Source organism: Levilactobacillus tongjiangensis (genome assembly GCF_003946345.1).
In the GTDB taxonomy this organism is placed as follows: Bacteria; Bacillota; Bacilli; order Lactobacillales; family Lactobacillaceae; genus Levilactobacillus; species Levilactobacillus tongjiangensis.
In genome coordinates this window covers 1-19,382 of record NZ_RHNY01000005.1, presented here as the reverse complement: position 1 = coordinate 19,382, position 19,382 = coordinate 1, and the positions used below count along the sequence as shown (strand labels likewise).

13 protein-coding genes are annotated in these 19,382 nt (G+C 48.2%); 10 read left to right on the top strand and 3 right to left on the bottom strand.

Translation table 11 applies throughout. The annotated features are described in order from the left end of the window. Window positions 1-296: 296 nt before the first annotated feature. On the bottom strand, window positions 297-1,652 hold the full coding sequence (locus tag EKM75_RS03660) for an FAD-dependent oxidoreductase (protein ID WP_125692239.1): 1,356 nt from the start codon (window positions 1,650-1,652) through the stop codon (window positions 297-299). 235 nt (window positions 1,653-1,887) lie between these two features. On the opposite strand from EKM75_RS03660, the gene EKM75_RS03655 reads away from it, so the two are divergent. Continuing rightward, on the top strand, window positions 1,888-3,321 hold the full coding sequence (locus EKM75_RS03655; RefSeq protein WP_125692237.1) for a C69 family dipeptidase: 1,434 nt from the start codon (window positions 1,888-1,890) through the stop codon (window positions 3,319-3,321). Window positions 3,322-3,815: 494 nt separating this feature from the next. Next, window positions 3,816-6,422, top strand: coding sequence for a cation-translocating P-type ATPase (locus tag EKM75_RS03650; protein ID WP_125692235.1), 2,607 nt, complete (start codon window positions 3,816-3,818; stop codon window positions 6,420-6,422). Between the two features lie 105 nt (window positions 6,423-6,527). Here EKM75_RS03650 and EKM75_RS03645 read toward each other — a convergent pair whose 3' ends face one another. Beyond that, window positions 6,528-7,634 (bottom strand): MucBP domain-containing protein, encoded by a 1,107-nt coding sequence (locus EKM75_RS03645; protein WP_125692233.1) that lies wholly within the window; start codon window positions 7,632-7,634, stop codon window positions 6,528-6,530. 382 nt (window positions 7,635-8,016) lie between these two features. After that, window positions 8,017-10,260, bottom strand: a complete 2,244-nt coding sequence (locus tag EKM75_RS03640; protein WP_125692231.1) for an ATP-dependent Clp protease ATP-binding subunit — start codon at window positions 10,258-10,260, stop codon at window positions 8,017-8,019. Between the two features lie 299 nt (window positions 10,261-10,559). On the opposite strand from EKM75_RS03640, the gene EKM75_RS03635 reads away from it, so the two are divergent. The 8 genes from EKM75_RS03635 to EKM75_RS03600 all read left to right on the top strand — a co-directional run bounded on the left by EKM75_RS03635 (window position 10,560) and on the right by EKM75_RS03600 (window position 18,896). Then, the gene (locus EKM75_RS03635) at window positions 10,560-10,763 is read left to right on the top strand and encodes a hypothetical protein (RefSeq protein ID WP_164508722.1); all 204 of its coding nucleotides are present in this window, start codon (window positions 10,560-10,562) and stop codon (window positions 10,761-10,763) included. A 164-nt stretch (window positions 10,764-10,927) separates the two neighbouring features. Continuing rightward, window positions 10,928-11,194: a phosphocarrier protein HPr gene (locus EKM75_RS03630; RefSeq protein WP_125692229.1), complete on the top strand. Its 267-nt coding sequence runs from the start codon at window positions 10,928-10,930 to the stop codon at window positions 11,192-11,194. After that, window positions 11,194-12,924 carry a phosphoenolpyruvate--protein phosphotransferase gene (ptsP, locus tag EKM75_RS03625; protein ID WP_125692227.1) on the top strand — a complete coding sequence of 577 codons (1,731 nt, stop codon included), beginning with the start codon at window positions 11,194-11,196 and terminating at the stop codon, window positions 12,922-12,924. The genes EKM75_RS03630 and ptsP overlap by 1 nt, the downstream gene beginning before the upstream one ends. A 212-nt stretch (window positions 12,925-13,136) precedes the next feature. After that, window positions 13,137-14,315, top strand: coding sequence for a glycosyltransferase family 4 protein (locus EKM75_RS03620; protein WP_125692225.1), 1,179 nt, complete (start codon window positions 13,137-13,139; stop codon window positions 14,313-14,315). 12 nt (window positions 14,316-14,327) lie between these two features. Then, window positions 14,328-15,350, top strand: a complete 1,023-nt coding sequence (locus EKM75_RS03615) for a glycosyltransferase family 4 protein (protein WP_125692223.1) — start codon at window positions 14,328-14,330, stop codon at window positions 15,348-15,350. 4 nt (window positions 15,351-15,354) lie between these two features. After that, complete coding sequence (locus tag EKM75_RS03610; protein ID WP_125692221.1) at window positions 15,355-16,389, top strand: lysylphosphatidylglycerol synthase transmembrane domain-containing protein; 1,035 nt, start codon at window positions 15,355-15,357, stop codon at window positions 16,387-16,389. 76 nt (window positions 16,390-16,465) lie between these two features. Further along, window positions 16,466-16,702: a YkuJ family protein gene (locus EKM75_RS03605; RefSeq protein WP_125574787.1), complete on the top strand. Its 237-nt coding sequence runs from the start codon at window positions 16,466-16,468 to the stop codon at window positions 16,700-16,702. Between the two features lie 136 nt (window positions 16,703-16,838). Next, window positions 16,839-18,896 (top strand): LTA synthase family protein, encoded by a 2,058-nt coding sequence (locus EKM75_RS03600; RefSeq protein ID WP_125692219.1) that lies wholly within the window; start codon window positions 16,839-16,841, stop codon window positions 18,894-18,896. Window positions 18,897-19,382: the final 486 nt, after the last annotated feature.

Sequence of the window (19,382 nt, the reverse complement as noted above, 5' to 3'; positions counted from 1 at the left end):
TAATGGCATGCTGTGTAAGCCGATAGGTCGTCAGATATGAGCTCAGGCGCGTCGTTCTGCTTTGTCAGTAGGTGTTTTTCCTACTGGCTTAGCGGAAGACCAAGCTTGTAGACTCGGGTCTTTCGAGGCTTCAAGTTGCGTCCGCACCGTTCCAGATCATATCTGGCGGCCGGTAAGGCGGAAGACCACATTGGATTGCCAGATGGTATCGGTGTTATAACCAGCCTAACAGGCATCTAAAAATAAGCAAAAATAGAGCCACCCAAACGTTAAAGGGTGGCTCATCTTTTTAGTGGTTAATTAGCAGTTTCGAGTTCGGCAACCTTCGCCTGTGCGGCTTGTGCCAGAATATTCAGGTAGTTGAATGGCCGGTCAAAGTTTGGTTGGAACAGCATGTCGACCATGGCCAGGTCATCAATTGTGTTTTCATTTTGGATGCAGACCGAGAGGGTATTAGCAGACTGTGACACGTCGTACTTACTCATCAAGGCACCACCCAGGATTCGCTTGGAATCTGGATCAAATACCAGTGACATCATGACTGGTTCGGTCGTTGGCATGAACTCTGGCCGGTAGTTGTCGGTAATTAGAACCCGTTCTGCCTTGATGCCCTGCATCTTAGCAGCGGCTAAGGTCAATCCCGTTGAGACAATTGTCCGACCGTAAAGGGCCAGTCCAGATGAGGATTGGGTGCCCATGTACTTCACCGTGGGCTTCACTAAGTTCTTCCCGACCAGGATTCCTTGACGAACGGCGTTAGTAGCCAAGGGGATGTAGGCATTCTGGTGGGTTGGGTTGTAGTGGACGGCGGCACTGTCACCGGCTGCGAAGATGTCTGGATTGGATGAGCGCATGTAGTCATCGGTAATGATAGCGCCATTCTTGGCCATGTCGACCTTGCCCTTTAAGAGACCGGTGTTTGGCCGGAAACCAATGCAGAGGATGGCCAGGTTGGTATCATAGCTGCCTTTATCTGTTTTGATAGTCACCGTGTCACCATTGTCCGTGAAACTTTGAACGGTTTCACCCATGGCGAGTTGGACACCGTTATCTTGGTAATCTTTTTCGATAACATCAGTGAATTCTTGGTCGAAGTATTTAGGCATAACACGATCCATAGCATCAATCAGGGTAACGTCGTGAAAAGTGGTGGAGTAAGCTTCAGCCAGTTCAGCACCAATGTAGCCGGCACCAATGACGGTGATATGCTTGGCACTCTTGGCGTCTTCGATTAATTGTTGTGCGTGGCCCCAGTTCTTGCAAAGCTTGACCTTGTCGCTATCAATGCCAGGAATCTTAGGGATGATTGGCCATGAACCAGAGGTCATGACTAATTTGTCGTAGTTTTCGGTGGTTTGTTCGTGTGAAGTTAAGTCTTCAACCGTTACCGTCTTTTGGTCAGGGTCGACGTCTAAGACGTTATGATTCATTTGAACGTTGGCACCCAAGCTCTTCAGTTCTTCGGGACTGGAGTAGAACAGGCCTTGTGGGTCGGCGACCTGGCCACCTAAGTAAAGGGCGATACCACAGGACAAGAAGGAGATGTTATCGTTTCTTTCGTAAACGGTAACTTCTGCGTCTGGGTGTTCTGCTAAAATCTGCTTGATGGCAAAGGTACCCGCATGTGTACAACCTACAACTGTAACTTTCATGAATGTTGCCTCCCAAAACAAGTTTTTATTGAGATAGTATTCACAAGTAGCTGGTTGTGAAATAAATCTCAATTGATTACAACTCTATTTTAGACAATTCGTTTTTAATGTCAACACTTTTTTTGAAAGTGTTACCATTTTGATGACGTGGGGGTTAAAAGCCGAAGCTAGTCTTGCCGCGAGAAAAGGGGTACACTATTGCTTGTAGAACTTTTAAAGGAGTTGGATATTTAACATGAAAGCAGCAAAGCATCTTTCTGCATGTACCACAGTGCTGGTGGGGAAGCTCGCCACGGTGGATGGGTCCACGATGATCGCCCGGAACGACGACACCTTCTTACCACTGACACCACAACGATTTTACGTTCACCCGGCCGAACATGATCAACCAGAACGGACCTGGGTCTCGAACCAAAATGGGTTTACTGCACCGATCCCTAATGCTGGTTACCGCTACTTGGCAACACCCAACGTTGAGGTTGATAAAGAAGGGGTTTACGCCGAAAGTGGCTTTAACGAGAAGAACGTGGCAATGAGTGCCACCGAAAGTGTGTATGGTAATCCACAAGCGCTGGCCTTCGATCCGCTCGTTGCCGATGGTCTCGCCGAAGATTCCTTGCAGACGATGGTTCTTCCCTACATCAATTCTGCTCGGGATGGCGTTCGTTACTTGGGTAACTTGATCAAACAGTATGGTTCACCTGAAGGTAACGGGGTACTATTCTCCGACCACGATGAAGTCTGGTACATGGAAATCGTTACCGGTCATCACTGGGTTGCCCAACGGATTCCTGATGACGCCTACGCTGTGGCTGCTAATCAGGTTGCCATTCAACAAGTGACGTTTGATGATCCCGATAACTTCATGTTCTCCGACGGGATTCAGGAATTTGTGACAACGAACCATCTGAACCCGGACCAAAACGGCTGGAACTTCCGGCATATCTTTGGGACGAGTACGGAAAAGGATCGTCACTATAACACACCGCGGGTCTGGTTTGGCCAACACGTGTTGAATCCAGAAATTGAACAGGATCCAGAATCCAGCGAATTGCCATTCATTTGCCGGACCAGCCACAAGATTAGTGTGGAAGATGTGGAATACATTTTGAGTTCGCACTACAACGAAACCAAGTATGATCCACTGGGTCAGGGACCAGAAGCTGATCGGAAGAAGTTCCGGCCAATTTCTATGAACCGGACGCAGAACTCTCACGTCCTACAACTGAGAAATGACGTTCCCGCTGAAAGTTCAGCCATCTTCTGGCTGTGCTTTGGGGTGCCTGCTTTCAGTCCGTACGTGCCATTCTTTGCGAACGTCACTGACACGGATCCTTCTTACAGTGAAACGCCAGTTCATCTGGACGACCAGAGTGCTTACTGGATGTACCGGAAGTTGTCGATGATCGTTGAATCACATTACCGGAACTTCATTGAACAAGACACGGATTACGTCACGGCAGCCAAGCAGGACTTGCGGACGCACGTAGCAAACACTTTGGCAGGCGCTCAAAAATTGAGTGGCGATGAACTCACCGCTTATTTGACTGAGCAAAATCATCAGGTGGTTGCAGCAATGCGAGCAACTACGACGAAGTTTACCAATGACTTAATTGAAAAGGGACTGACTCTGTCGAAGTTGACCTTCAACATGGACAAGAACTTATAAGCTTTAGCGATAGCGTAAAGGACTGGCAGATGGCCAGTCCTTTTTTCTGCTGAAGGCTTATAAATAGTGTGAATGCTACTTAAAGCGTGTCACAACCACGATAGTAGTGTGTAATGCAGTATGGCTTACCGGCTTACCGGCAGCCAGATATGGGCTGGAACGGTGCGGACGCAACTTGAAGCCTCGAAAGATTCGAGTCTCCAAGCTTGGTCTTCTGCTAAGCCAGTAGGGAAAGTACCTACTGACAAAGCAGAACGACGCGCCTGAGCCCAAATCTGGCTGCCTCTCGGCTCACCCGGAATTTTATTGCCAACTAAAGGCTATGAAATCCATTATAAAATAGCTTGTACGGAAGATTCATGAAAATCCTTCACCGGCTTTTTTGAATTTCTAGGAATCTTCACAATTCGTCCATACTGTATACAAAACTTTTCGTTTTAATAAGTATATAGTAATTAATCGGGTGATTCATTTATACGACGGAGGAAAATGGTATGAAGAGAAAAGAGATGAATAACGTAGAATTGACGGGTCAAGATGGGCTGACAACGCAACAAGCACAGCTGCAATTGGCTCAGGTTGGTGCTAACGAATTGGTGGCAGCACGGAAACCACATTGGTGGCAACAAGTCGCCCATCATTTAAGTGACGTCTCTTCCTTAGTCTTACTGTTCGCGGTGGGACTAGCCACGTACATGGCCGTGGCTCAGGGTGGAGGCTGGACAAAGCCGCTGGTTATCGGTGCTATCCTGGTCATCAACGTGGTGATCGGGATGTACCAGGAGGCTTCGGCCGAAAAAGCGCTGGCGGCGCTGCAATCCATGAGCTTACCGACCACAACAGTTCGGCGGGAAGGGATTGCCCAGTCTGTGCCAGCGAAAGATGTTGTGCCGGGGGATCTTGTGTTGCTGAAAGCGGGAGACCAAGTTCCCGCGGACGGTATCGTTCTGTCCAGCACAAACTTGGCCGTAGATGAAGCTGTGTTGACTGGGGAAAGTGTCCCAGTCACGAAAGAGACGTTGACGGACGTCACAGCGTTACGCGATACTCATCAGGTCTTTTCCGGAACGGCTGTGACTGCTGGGACAGCGGTGATTCAGGTCGTTACAACGGGAATGGCGACTGAATTGGGTCAAATTGCCGGCCTATTGAATAGGACGAAGAAGCGGGCCACTCCGTTGCAGGGCCGTTTGAACCGGCTTTCCGGCTGGCTGACCAGTTTTGCTATTATTGGTGGGTTCATTATTTTTGCCCTGAGTATTTGGATGCAAAATCAGGGGATGGCGGATAGCTTAATGATTGGTATTTCACTGGCTGTGGCGGCCGTTCCCGAAACGTTACCGATTATCGTGACCATCAGCCTGGCCCATGGGGTCAAACGAATGGCCAAGCGTAATGCCATCATGCGGCGGGTCAACGCCGTTGAAACGATTGGGGGCGTCGATGTGATTGCTTCCGATAAGACGGGGACATTGACGCAAAATCAGATGACTATTACCCAATACTGGACACCGAACACCCAGAATCCAATGGCTGCGGAACATTTGTCACCAGCGGGGGCCGACCTAATGAAGTACTTAGGTTTGGCGACGAACGCTGAGATTCAGGTCGTGGCTGGTGAGGAAAAGACGACCGGTGACCCCACTGAATTAGCAATCGTCCGGTGGTTGGCGAGTCATGATCATAGTCGGCAAGCCTTTGAACACGCCGCACCCCGGATTGCTGAAGATCCGTTTGATTCTACTAAGAAAACGATGGCGACAATTCATCGGTTGTCTGACGATGAACAGCTCGTCATTGTGAAAGGAGCCTTTGACCGGTTACCGGTAGCTTGGCGCCAGGGTGAACAGGCCCAGGCCCAGCGGATTCATGATGAGTTTGGTCAGAAAGCACTTCGTGTTCTGTCAGTCGGCTACAAAGTCGTGCCAACGACCACCAAAGTAGCGTGGGCGAGCCTGGCAACTGATCTGACGTTTGCTGGTCTGGTGGGAATCATTGATCCGCCCCGGCCGGAAGTCATTCCTGCCATTCGGGAAGCCAAACGGGCGGGTATCAAGTCCGTGATGATCACGGGGGACCACATGGTGACGGCCGAAGCAATTGCTAGAGAAATTGGTCTGTTGACACCTGGTCAACTGGTGATGTCAGGCGATGAACTGCGAACGTTAACGGATGATGAGTTGGCAGCAAAGATTCAGAATGTTGCGGTCTACGCTCGAGTGTCACCAACCGATAAAATTCGAATTGTTCAGTCCTGGCAGCAGGCTGGTAAGACGGTCGCCATGACTGGAGATGGTGTCAACGATGCGCCCGCATTGAAGGCAGCTGATGTTGGAATCGCTATGGGAATCACTGGGACCGAAGTTTCCAAAGGTGCTGCAGATATGGTGTTAACCGACGATAATTTTGCAACGATTATCGCGGCAGTTAAGGAAGGTCGAACGGTCTACCAAAATATTTTGAAGGCCGTGGAATTCCTGGTTGGCGTGAACTTCGCTCAGATTTTCTTGATGGTTGGTGCGGTCCTGATGGGTTGGGGTGCCCCGCTGATAGCGGAACAGCTCTTACTGATCAACGTGTTGGCCGATGGTATTCCTGGCTTCTACATTAGTCGCGAACCGGGTGAAAAGGAAGCGATGGAACAACCACCAGTCGCCAACGAAGAAAGTCTCTTCGCCCGTGGGTTAGGGAGTCGGTTGGCCATTCGCGCAACGACATTTACCTTCCTGACACTTGGTGTATACGCCCTTGGGCGGTTCGTTCTGACCAATAATCAAGCCACGGTCGGGATGACGATGACCTTCCTGGTGCTGGCTGTTGGGTCCATGATTGATATTTACGCTATCAAAGATCGTCAGCCGCTGACGCTAGGGAGTCTGCGCCGCAACCCGGTGCTCAATTGGTCCCTCTTGTTGGCAGTAGCGTTGGTGATCCTGATTGCCACGGTACCCGGGCTCCAAGCAATGTTCGGGCTCGTCGCCTTACCAGCGGTTGCTTGGTTGGTGGTGATTCCAGGAATGTTCTTGCCAACACTGGTGTTAGAGTTAACGAAACGTGTCCAGCAGCAACGCCCAGCACGATTGCGGGCCGAACTGGACTAGAAAGTTTGAGGAAATCATCACCGCAACGGTGGTTTCCTACCGGCAAATCAAAAGGAACCGTCAAATTCGCTTAAAGAATTTGACGGTTCCTTTTTTCGTTCAAGTTTAGATAGTTTCAGTAGGGGCTAATTTCACGTAACGGGCGTTGATATAAGCGTCTGGTCCAATCTGGAACCAGACTAGACGCTGGTCATCAACGATGCGGACACGAATGTCTAGGTCGGTGCCATGCTTAAGTTGACCAGCCACTTCACCGTAAGGTTCCTGATAGTAGGAGACAGACTTGCCCGGCACGTAATCGACGGTTCCCATCTGGTTGAATGGTTGGGGTTGCCAGTTACGACGGTGCGGCAATTCCGGCGTCGTTTGCCGGTGGTCCTGGGTGGTCGTCTCGGTTGCGTTCAGCCACTGCTCACCACCTAGGTTGTACCACACGCTCCCATCGGTTAGCGTGATGATGCCAAATAGGCGCCACAACGAGGTTGCCGGGAACTGGTAACCGTAGAGCTGGCCGGCTGGTTCGTCGAAGACGTCATGGTCGGTGGTCAGACGGACAAATTGATGAACGCGTTGGACCGTTTGCCAGGACTTACGTCGGTAAAAGTAAACCACCTGTTGGGTCTGATCTGTAAAGATGCCCCGTTGACGGCCCTGTGCTTGAAAGATATGGTAGTTGGCCAGGTCAGGAGGGGTTAGGGAGAAGCTTTCGTCTAACCGGCCGCGATGAATTACGGGAAGCTGTAACAGCTTTCCGGAGTCGAAGTCGACTAAGTAGCTGATCACCGGTTGGCCCCAGCAACGGTCATAGATTAACGTCGTCAGACCGTAGGGGGAGATGAAGTCTTGCGTGAACCCGTGAATGTCCCAGAGCGCATAGCCTGAGATTTCGGGAAAGTGAAAATGAACCGAGCTACCCAGGTTACCTGTCAGCACAAGTGCCGGTTGGAGGGCCTGGTCATGAATATCCACTAAGCGAATAACTAACGTCGCTTGGGGCAAAGCTTGCGGTTGTTCAGAGACGTAAAAATCAGGATTTTTAGTCAATTGAATGGGTGGGGTAACGGGCGTGGCACTTGGCGCTGGGGTTACCGTCGGTTCATGTGGGGCAGAATCCAGTGACCGTTGTGGTCGTTGAATGGCGTGTCGTGGTCGCCGAGCGGGGCGTTTCTGATTAGGTTCAATCAGATTACGTAGCCAGTCAAAAAATGCCATGTCAGTTCACCTCCAGAAGTTTCCTTTAAAATACAGTATACCGCATTCCAACCGTTGACGGCAGGCCTTTTTCCAACGGTAGGTGGGTTGGTGCCCTACATTGGGACTGGAAGACGGTCAGGGAGCAGTTCTTTACCGCGACTGATAACTCTGTGTTGCGAGACCCACGATGATGGCCATAAGATCAGATTGTTGGCAGTGAGATTGTGAGGTGAACGGTTAGACCGGTTGAAATAGGTGATGAATTTAGCAGTTGAGACAAAAATATGAAGATAATTTGCGTAGATTACAGGTATGCGGTGATGCTGGGAGGGGATGTTACGGAATGTTGGGCAACAAAAAAACGGTCGCGTCACAGCACGACCGTTTCTTTAAAAGTCATTTATTTGGAAGATGAAGCATCGTCACTAGTTTCAGCAGAAGGCTTTGGGGCGTCATTATCGGCGGCCAGAGTAATCTTGCCATCCTCAATCTTAGCAACTAAGTTCTTAACGTCACTGTGGTCGAGGTAGAAGTCAGCGATACGGTCTTCAATTTCTTCTTGAATCACTCGCCGGAGTGGTCGCGCACCCATGGCAGGGTTGTAACCCTTAGCCACCAGTTGCTCTTCAACGGGTTCCGTTACGTGGATGTGGAGGCCTTGGCCAGCCAACATCTGGTTAACGTCGCCAATCATCAAATCAACAATGTTCATCAAGTTTTCCTTGCTGAGTGAGTTGAATTCAATAATATCGTCGAACCGGTTCAAAAATTCTGGCTTGAAGTAGTTGGTCAAGTTGCCCAAGACTGAGTGGGTGGTTCCTTCAGCGGCGGCACCAAAACCAACGTTGGCTTCGGCATCTCCGGTACCGGCGTTACTGGTCATAATGATCAGCGTGTCCTTGAAGGAAACAGTCCGACCTTGTGAGTCGGTCAGGCGACCGTCGTCAAGAATTTGTAAGAACATGTTCATGACGTCCGGGTGCGCCTTTTCAATTTCATCCAACAGAATCAACGTGTACGGGTGGCGCCGAACTTGTTCGGTTAATTGGCCCGCTTCTTCATAGCCAACATAGCCAGGTGGGGACCCAATCAACTTAGAAATGGAATGCGGCTCCATGTACTCAGACATGTCGAAACGTACCATTGCATCGGCTGAACCAAAGAGCTCATTAGCTAATTGCTTAGCTAATTCCGTCTTCCCAACACCAGTAGGTCCAACGAACAGGAAGGAGCCAATTGGTCGACCCGTTCCGTTTAAACCGATCCGGTTACGACGGATAGCTCGAGCAACCTTGTCGACAGCTTCATTTTGACCAACGACGTGTTTCTCAAGGTCAGGGGCCAAGCTCTGCAGTTGATGTTGTTCCTTAGCCTGTAATTCACCAACAGGGATGGACGTCTTTTCTTCAACGATGTCCTGCATGTCCTTGACGGTGACCTCAGCGGACTGGTTATCAGACGCGTTCGTTGCGGATTCCTTGGACTTCTCTAACTTAGTGACTTGATCACGGTAGTAGGCGGCTTTTTCGTAGTCTTCCTGCTTCAAAGCTGCTTGCTTCTGGTCTTCAGCTGACTTGATCTTTTCATCAATCGCTTTTGGATCAGCCACGTTGATCGTCAGGTTCTTCCGAGACCCAGCCTCGTCTAATAGGTCAATGGCCTTGTCAGGCAGGTAACGGTCTTGGATGTACCGATCGGATAACCGAACGGCGGCTTCAATGGCGTCATCCGTGTAGTGAACGTGGTGGTAGTCCTCATACTTCTTTTGAATACCCTTTAAGATTTCAATCGCTTCGTCAGCGCTAGGTTCGTCCACCGTTACGGGTTGGAACCGCCGTGCTAAGGCTTGGTCCTTTTCAATGTCGCGGTATTCGTTTAACGTCGTCGCCCCAATTAATTGGAAATCGCCGCGGGCGAGGGCGGGTTTCAAAACATTGCCAGCGTCCATGCCACCTTCGGCATTTCCAGCACCCATAATTTCATGAATTTCATCAATGAACAGGATGATATCAGGACTAGATTGAACTTCCTTCATCAATTGTTGCATCCGTTGTTCAAACTGACCTCGAATCCCGGTTCCTTGAACCAGTGAAACGACGTCTAAGCGGATAATTTGTTTATTGGCAAGTTTTTCGGGAACGTTGCCTTCGACAATGCGTTCCGCAAGACCTTCGATGACCGCAGTCTTCCCAACACCGGCTTCCCCAATTAAAACGGGGTTGTTCTTAGTCCGGCGGTTGAGAATTTCGATGACTTGAGCCGTCTCTTTGTCCCGACCAATGACGGGGTCAATCTTACCATCCTTAGCGAGTTGCGTCAGGTTTAAGCCGTACTGACTGAGTAGGCCCTTCCCGCCGGAACCCTGACCGCCGGATGGTTGGGTTGGCTGACCGTTTTGTGCGGAAGATTGCCGGTAATCTGCTTGGTTATTGTTTCCGCCTTGCATGGCCCGGAAAATATCATCCAGGTTACCAAAGCCGAATGGATCTTGTGCCATACGGCCACCTCCATTTCCAGAATCGTTTTGTTGCTGCTTAAGCAGTTGGTAACAATTTTGGCATAGGTCAACTTGTTGCCGCTGCCCGTTCACACTCATGTAGAGGTGAATTGTTGCTTCATTGCGGTGGCAATTTTGACATAGCATCTTGTCGTCTCCTTTCTTGCCTGGAATTCTCGTGGGAAACCCCACGCGGTCGTTGCAAAAAGCCGTTTGACCTTTCTTGACCATTGACCACATTATACCGCGTTCAACTCGCCTTGCAAGTATTTTGTTTGGCAGATGAATCCCGGTAGCTGGGCTATTTCCAGCGAACGACTACATTTTAGCACTCTCGTAGGTAGAATGCTAAAATGACGACCACATTTTTGAGAAATTGCTAAATTTTTGACCTAAGGCGATTTTCACCGTAGAATATGAAAGGCATCAAGAATAGGGGTGGCGAGTTGGATAAAGACTATACCGATTTAATGAACCAATTAAAGGATAAGAAAATAGATAGTTTTACGGTAACGCCCGCTGAGTTTCCCGCGTTTCAGCGGGCCTTCATGGCATTTGAAACCAGAAAGCGAGTCGTGGGTCAGGCTGAAAAGAACGGCCAACTCATCTATCACTACGATCATGACGCTGGTGAAGATGCGGAATCTTAATTTTTTCATGTAAGCGGTTCATGAAGCGCTTGTAATTTACTGCTGAGATTGATATTCTTAGTAGGTAGGCGTAGCTCGTGGAATGGTTGTTTGGCCAATGCGCAAGGTCAAGGCGGGTTATGTCGGTAAGTAGTCAACCTAAGCTTAAAGGAGATCGATCAATTATGGAAAAACGCGAATTTCATGTTACAGCAGAAACTGGAATCCATGCACGTCCCGCAACTTTATTAGTACAAGCAGCCAGCAAGTTCAACTCTGAAGTTAGCTTGCAGTACCAAGACAAGTCCGTTAACTTGAAGTCTATCATGGGTGTTATGTCCTTGGGTGTTGGCCAAAATGCTGACATTACCATTACGACTGACGGTGATGACGAAGCTGACGCCATGAGTGCTGTGGCTGAAACAATGAAAAAAGAGGGTTTGTCTGACTAATGAGAGCGATGCTCAAGGGAATTGCCGCGAGTGACGGTGTGGTCTGTGGGCCGGTCTACCGACTGGTTGATCCAGACCTCAGCTGTGCCCCCCGGTCAATCAAAAATCTTGATTACGAATTGACACGATTCCATCAGGCCCTTGACGCTGCTACCTCGGAAGTTGAGACGATTAAAACTCGCGTAACGAAGAACCTGGGCGCTGATGGTGCTCAGGTTTTTTGTCACCAAATTTCCATGTTAAAGGATCCTGAACTCGTCAAACGTGTTGAGCAGATTATTAATGAACAACGACTCAACGCTGAGGTGGCACTGAGTCGAGCTGTCGAGCAACTAGAAACAGTCGACCAGCCGTTGCAGGATAATCCATATTTGGAAGAACGGTTGACCCAACTGCACCAAGTGACGAAACGCTTGACTGCTCATTTGTTGGGGGTCAAGTTACCTGATATTGCGTTGATTGATCGACCCGTTATCTTGGTGGCCCATGAACTGGTCTCTAATGAGGCCTTTCCAACCGACATGTCGAATATCCTGGGGATCATTACGGACTTGGGTGGTCGTGTCGCGCACGTTTCGTTGTTGGCCCGGGCCAAGGGCATTCCAGCGGTGGTCGGCGCACAAACAGCGACCACGCAACTGCGGGATGGCGAAACAATCGTGATGAACGGGAAGCTAGGCAACATTACGTTGGGACCGAGTTCAGCCGAGCTTTACCATGCTAAGGTGACGATGGCCAAGCAGCGTGCCAATTCCGCCAAGCTAGCGGAACAGCCGAATCACGGTACCTTAACGAAGGATGGGGTGGACGTTCTGCTGGCCGCGAATATGGAAACGGCTGCCGATTTGCCGGCCATTATTCAAGGTGGTGCCGAGGCAGTGGGGTTGTTCCGGACGGAGTTCCTCTATATGCAGACCGATTCATTACCCTCCGAGGACGAACAGTTCGTGGCGTACCGTGATATTTTGCAGAAATTAGCGCCACGTCCCGTGGTCATGCGGACACTAGACATCGGTGGGGATAAATCCTTACCGTATCAGGTGGCTGGTCAAACAGAAAACTCATTCCTGGGAGCACGAGCTATTCGCCAAAGCTTAGCGCATCAGCAAATGTTTCGCAGTCAGCTGCGGGCACTCTTGCGGGCGTCGGCGTACGGCAACCTTAATATTATGTTTCCAATGATTTCAACGCTGGATGAGTTTCGGCAGGCCAAAGCTATTTACAATGATGAGCGTTCGCAGCTGACGGCTGCCAATATTCCCTTGGGGCAAGTTCACGTGGGGATGATGATTGAAGTTCCAGCAGCAGCAATCTTAGCGGACCGCTTTGCCCAAGAAGTGGATTTCATGAGTATTGGAACCAACGATCTCATTGGATATACGTTAGCCGCAGATCGAACAGATCCTGACGTGGCCTACCTGTATCAACCCTATCATCCAGCCGTCTTACGGTTGATCGATAGTATTATTCGGGCCGGTCATGCGGCCGGTATTCCAGTGGCGATGTGTGGCGAAATGGCAGGTGACCCGATTGCCGTACCGCTATTGTTGGGGATGGGACTTGATGAGTTCTCAATGGGAGCCAATGAACTTGGCCGGACGCGTGAGTTGATTGGGCAATTGAAGGCCCATGACTTGGCGTCCTTAGTGGAAACCGTCTTAAATTCGGCCAGCACTAGCCAGGAGGTTATCACGATGGTCCAAGCGGTCGCACCAGACGTGGTTAAATGATGTTATACCAGTACATGGGTAGTTTCACTTAGGCGAAAATAAGGCCATAATAGAGCGCTTCTGGAGTAGCCTATCTCTGGAAGCGTTCTTTTTATTTAATGTAGCCAGTTGTGGTTTGCAATCACCTAGGCAAACCCATATAATTGTGTTGATTGTACAATAGAGATACTGGTTATTTTTTTAATCAAGCACAAAATCAAGGGGGATTGGCGATGAACATTGGCATATTTACGGATACCTATTTCCCTCAAGTAAGTGGGGTGGCAACGTCTATTAAGACGTTACGGGACCAGCTGGAAAAGCAAGGCCATCAGGTCTACATATTCACCACGACCGACCCACACGTTGAGAAGAATGTTTATGAACGCAACGTTTTTCGGTTCCAGAGTATTCCGTTCGTGTCCTTTACTGACCGCCGAATCGCTGTCCGGGGGCTGTTTCAGGCTTATCAGATTGCGAAGGAGTTAAATTTGGATGTGGTCCACACCCAAACCGAGTTTTCGATGGGGTGGATCGGTAAGTTTGTGGCACGGAATCTGGAGATTCCATGCCTGCACACCTATCACACCATGTATGAAGATTATCTACACTACGTGGCGAATGGCAAGATTCTTAAGCCCGTTCACGTTAAACAGGGGACGTTAGCTTTTTGTTATCATCTCACTGGGGTGGTGGCACCCAGTGACCGGGTGTTAACGACTTTAACTGATTATGGGGTCAAGGCACCGATTCGGGTGATTCCGACTGGAGTCAATTTACACCAGTACGAGCAACCCGATACGGCCAACTTACGGCGGCAATTGGGCTACGAGCCCGATACGCCGGTCATTTTATCACTGAGCCGGTTGGCCTATGAGAAGAACATTAAGGCCAGCATTGCCGCGATGCCGCAGATTCTAGCACAGGTGCCTAACGCCCAACTCTTGATTGTTGGGGAAGGCCCAGCTCATGAAGATCTGGTCAAGCAGACGGAAGAAGCTGGTCTGACTGACCACGTTTCCTTCACTGGCGAGGTCAATAACGATGAGGTTTTCCGTTATTATCACATGGCCAACGTGTTCCTGTCGTCTTCCGATTCGGAGTCGCAAGGATTAACGTATATCGAAGCCATGGCGGCCGGTACTAAAATCGTGGTTATGACCAGTCCGTATACGGATGATCTATTATCCAGTCGAACTTTAGGCGTGACCTACCGCACGACTGAGACCATGATTAAAAATGTGGTTGATTACCTGCTTCATGGGGATGAAGAGCAGGATCCTGACTTGTTGGCGCGGACGCTGTCTGAGATTTCAGCGGATACGTTTGGGCAACACGTGATTGAATTTTATCAGGACGCACAGGCTAGCTATGAGCGCTCCCACGAGGATACCCCGGACTTTACTGATTAGAGGAGTTTTTGAATGCTAAAAATCAACATGTTTTCTGCAGCCGATTCCGTCAAGGGTCAGGGTGTGGGGAGTGCTTACCTGGAACTCATGAATCTTTTGCGCACCCGGTTGAGTGACGAGTTTGATGTGTCCGTGAATAAGTACCGCCGGGTCGACTTGACCCACTATCACACGATTAATTTCTCATACTATTTATCGACGTTTCTCCCACACCGGGGCCGCAAGGTGGGCTACGTCCATTTTCTCCCGGAAACGTTGGAGGGCAGTGTTAAGATTCCCCAACCGTTTCGGGCGATCTTCTATAAGTATGTGATTGCCTTTTACAAACGGATGGATCACATCGTGGTGGTCAATCCAACGTTTATTCCGAAGTTAGTGGTGGCGGGAATCCCTGAAAAAAAGGTGACGTACATTCCAAATTTTGTTAGTCGTGATGAATTTTATCCGGTAGATGGCCAACAAAAGGTCGCGTTACGACAGCAGTATGGGTATGATGATCATCGGTTCACAATTTTGGGAACTGGTCAGATTCAGGAACGCAAAGGGTTATTTGACTTCATCAAGCTCGCTCGGAACAATCCAGACCTCCAGTTTATCTGGGCTGGGGGCTTTTCGTTTGGGCGGATGACGGATGGTTACGCTGCGCTGAAGAAGGTTGTTGATGATCCACCAGCTAACTTGAGCTTCCCGGGAATCGTTGATCGAGACAAACTCGTTGATTATTATGATATGGCAGATTTGTTTCTGCTACCATCGTTCAATGAATTATTCCCCATGTCGGTTTTAGAGGCATTTAGCACGGGGACACCCGTTTTGTTGCGGGACTTGGATCTGTACCAGGCGATTATTGCTGGGGACTATCAACCAGCCAAGGACTATGATGAAATGAATGCGCAACTTCAAACGTTACCGACGGATGAAGTTGCTCTAGAACATTGGCGTCAGAAGAGTCTGGCAGCCGCCAACCGATACTCCGAAGAACATTTAGCGGAGATTTGGCTTAAATTCTATCAGCAACAAGCTAAAGAGGGGTAACTGAATGTCACGTCGAAATAAATGGGTACTAGCTGTAATGTTACTCTTGGGGATTGCCATTTTTGCCTATTCACTCCGTGACATTAAGTTTTCAGTTTTAATCAATGATTTCGTGCACATTAACTTTTGGTGGTTTGGGGTCGCCGTCTTGTGTATGTTGATTTACTTGGGGTTGGAAGCGTGGATCGTAAAGGTCTTCATTTCTGACCGCATCACAGGCTTCACGTTTAAAGACGCCCTGCGGATTCCCATGGTCGAACAATTATTCAATGGGATTACGCCATTTTCATCTGGTGGGCAACCAGCCCAACTGATTGCGTTGATGCAGACCGGGGTCGACGCGGGTAAAGCTAGTTCGGTCCTGTTGATGAAGTTTGTGGTGTACCAATCCATGATTGTCATCAACTTCCTGTTTGCGCTGTTGATTGGGTTCCATAGCATTCAGGATAAGTTGCACGCACTGGCTTGGTTGGTCGTCTTCGGATTTACCATTCACTTTGCGGTGATTGTTGGTCTGTTAATGGTCATGTTCTGGTACGCGTTCACGAAAAAGATGGTGGGTGTCGTCCTGTACCCAATGCGATGGTTTATGAAACCGACACGGTTTGACCGTATGGAAGCTAACATCAACGGAAAGATTGATTCGTTTTATGCGGAGAGTGTTCGTATCAGTGGCCAAGGGAAACTCATGTTACGAGTCTTTGTCATTACTTTCTTCCAACTGATGTTTTACTACTTAATTCCGTATTTTATTATGCTAGCGCTCGGCTACACGTCGGCCAGCATTGTGATGGTAACCAGTCTGCATATTCTAATCGTGATGGTAATCTCACTATTTCCGATTCCAGGAGGTTCTGGGGGAGCGGAGTATAGCTTCGAAATGATTTTTAGAAGTTACATCACGTCGAATAGTAAATTAGTCCTAGCGATGATTTTATGGCGTCTGTTGACCTATTACTTGGGGATGCTCGCTGGTCTCATTGCGATGGTAATCCGTCCAGATAAAGTCGTTGAAGAGAAGAATCAGGTAAATGACTAAGATTTTCTGGATTTGGGCGTGCCATAGTGGCCCAAGTTTGGTAAAATCATTATGAAAGCTAGAAAGGGGACCAACCATGGAAGAATCTCAACTGATTGGCATTATCAATCGCTTAAAGGCGATGCAAGAGGATGCTACCGACGAGCCACAACCCCGTCGTTTTGAAAAAGAAGGCGTGGAACAAGCTACGGTCGTATTTAACCAACTGACCCACACTTACACATTAACCGAACACAATCCGGAAACAACTTTCGAGTTTGATAACATTGATTTAGTCGCTATCGAATTATTCGATTTACTGACGGATAACTAACAAAACTATGGGTGCCATAGTTTTGTTTTTTTTTAGGCTAAACATTGAATTTTTTCAAAGGTTATTGAATCGAATTGATTACCCTTCGATATCAGCTATACTGTAGTAATGTTAATTATTTTCTGGAGGCTGTCTCATGGCGAACTTTTTTAAACGGAAGACCAACTGGTTGAATACTCGAATGGGCTTCTTCCTGCTAGTCATCGTTCTATTTTGGGTAAAGACTTATATTGCCTATCAAACCGAATTCACTTTAGGTGCAAAGGGGAGTGTGCAACAGTTTCTACTGCTAATCAATCCACTACCGGCAACTTTATTGGTATTTGGTATTGCCCTCTACTTCCGGGGACGGTTGGCCTACTGGCTGATGATGATCATCGATGTGTTAGAGTCGACGTGGATCTTTGCGAACGTCCTTTATTACCGGGAATTCTCGGACTTTCTCTCATTTGGGATCATGAAGGGATCCAGTGATGTTGGAAATAATCTGGGGAAGAGTATGGCTCAGATTACCCATTTATATGATTTCTTTGTTTATCTGGATATCATTGTCTTGATTGTGTTACTGGTGACGCACGTGATTCGTATTGATGCGCGACCATTTAAGCGGCGGTATGCTTTCTCAATCACAGTTCTATCGTTTGGTCTCATGTTTGCTGAGTTCGGGATGGCGAACGCTGACCGGTCAGGACTCTTGACGCGGACATTTGACAACAACTATATCGTAAAGTATCTCGGCTTGAACGAGTACGCGGCCTTTAACGCTTACCAGACACAAAAGGAAAGCGCAACGCGGGCGAGTGCCAATGCCAGTGATATGAAGAGTGTGTTGAAGTATCTCAAACAGAATCGGGTCAGTCCTAATGTTTCTTACTACGGTAAGGAAAAGGGCAAGAACGTTTTTATCATTCATTTGGAGAGTTTCCAACAGTTCTTGCTCGACTATAAGGTCGGTGGGAAAGAAGTCACCCCGACTCTAAATAAGTTCTATCATAATCAGAACACCCTTTCTTTTGACAACTTCTACAATCAAGTTGCCCAAGGGAAAACCTCTGATGCTGAAATGATGTTGGAAAATTCTCTGTTTGGGTTACCACAGGGGTCAGCAATGACGACCTATGGGACGCAAAATACGTTCCAGGCAGCGCCGGCTATTCTGAGCCAGGAGGCTGGGTATACGACGGCTGCATTCCATGGGGATGTGCCAAGCTTCTGGAACCGGGACAACACCTATAAGTCATGGGGCTATCAATACTTCTTTAGTTCCAGTTACTATACGGAGAAGTCCGGTTATACCGTGGGGTATGGACTGAAGGATAAGATTTTCTTCAAGCAGTCGGCAAAATACATTGAACAGTTACCACAGCCGTTCTATGCAAAGCTGATTACGTTGACGAACCACTACCCATATGAACTAGATAAGAAGAACACGGACTTCCCAGCTACTAAGACTGGGGACAAGACTGTGGATCCATACGTTCAGACGGCCCATTACTTGGATCAGTCTTTTGCTGAATTCTTAACTTACTTGAAGAAGGCGGGGCTGTACAAGAACAGTGTGATTGTGGCGTATGGGGACCATTATGGTATTTCCAATAATCACCGGCCAGCCATTGCACAATTGTTAGGGAAGAGTAAGGTCACTAACTTTGATCTGGCTCAGTTCCAAAAGGTACCGTTCATGATTCACGCTACCGGACTCAAAGGGGGCATCAATCACACCTATGGTGGAGAAATTGATGTCTTGCCAACGTTATTAGATCTGTTGGGGGTCAAGAACACGGATACAGTGCAGTTTGGTCAAGACTTGCTGGCTAAGAATCGGAATCAGACGGTTGCTTTCCGGAATGGTAACTTTGTTTCACCTAAGTACACCAAGCTTGGGGGAACTGTCTATGATACGAAGACCGGGGACGTTCTGAAATTGACGACGGCTCAGAAGAAAGCAGTTGATCGCTTGCAGAACCACGTAACGACGGAACTCTCGTTGTCTGATCGGGTGATTTATGGTGACCTGTTGCGGTTCTACAAGCCGACTGGTTTTACCAAGGTTGATAAGTCGTCCTTTACTTATAAGTACAAACCAGCCATGGAGAGATTGGCTGAGGCGGAAAAGAAGGAAAAGACGAGTGCTTTAGCTAAGAATGATGGTAAGACCACGGACTATAAGACCGATGCACCTGAATTGAAGTAGACCATAGATACGAATGAACCCCCACTACCATTGCCGGTAGTGGGGGTTTTTGGGTGATTAGCGGGGATTGATCGGCGACGTTAACGGGTAAAGTTGCAATTTATTTCAGTAAATATTCATTTTACCCTTGACCGGACGGCTGGATATTGGTAAACTATTTTTTGTTGTCATTAACCGGAACAAACATTATGACAGCAACGAGATTTCACTACTAAAGAATTTGAAAAAAGGCTTGACGGTCTGCTTGATTCTTGATATAGTAGTAAACGTTGTTGAGAATAATTATTCAATTGATTCAGATAACTTCGATATTTATTCAAAAAGTTGTTTAAAAATTGATTGACAGGATTTTGACAGCATGATATACTTTAAAAGTTGTCACGGAGCGTTAATCGTTTCGTTAATAACTGGTAGACCTTTGAAAACTGAACATTGTTTCGACAAACCAAATATGTGTAGGGCGGTTTGATACTTAGTATCAAACCC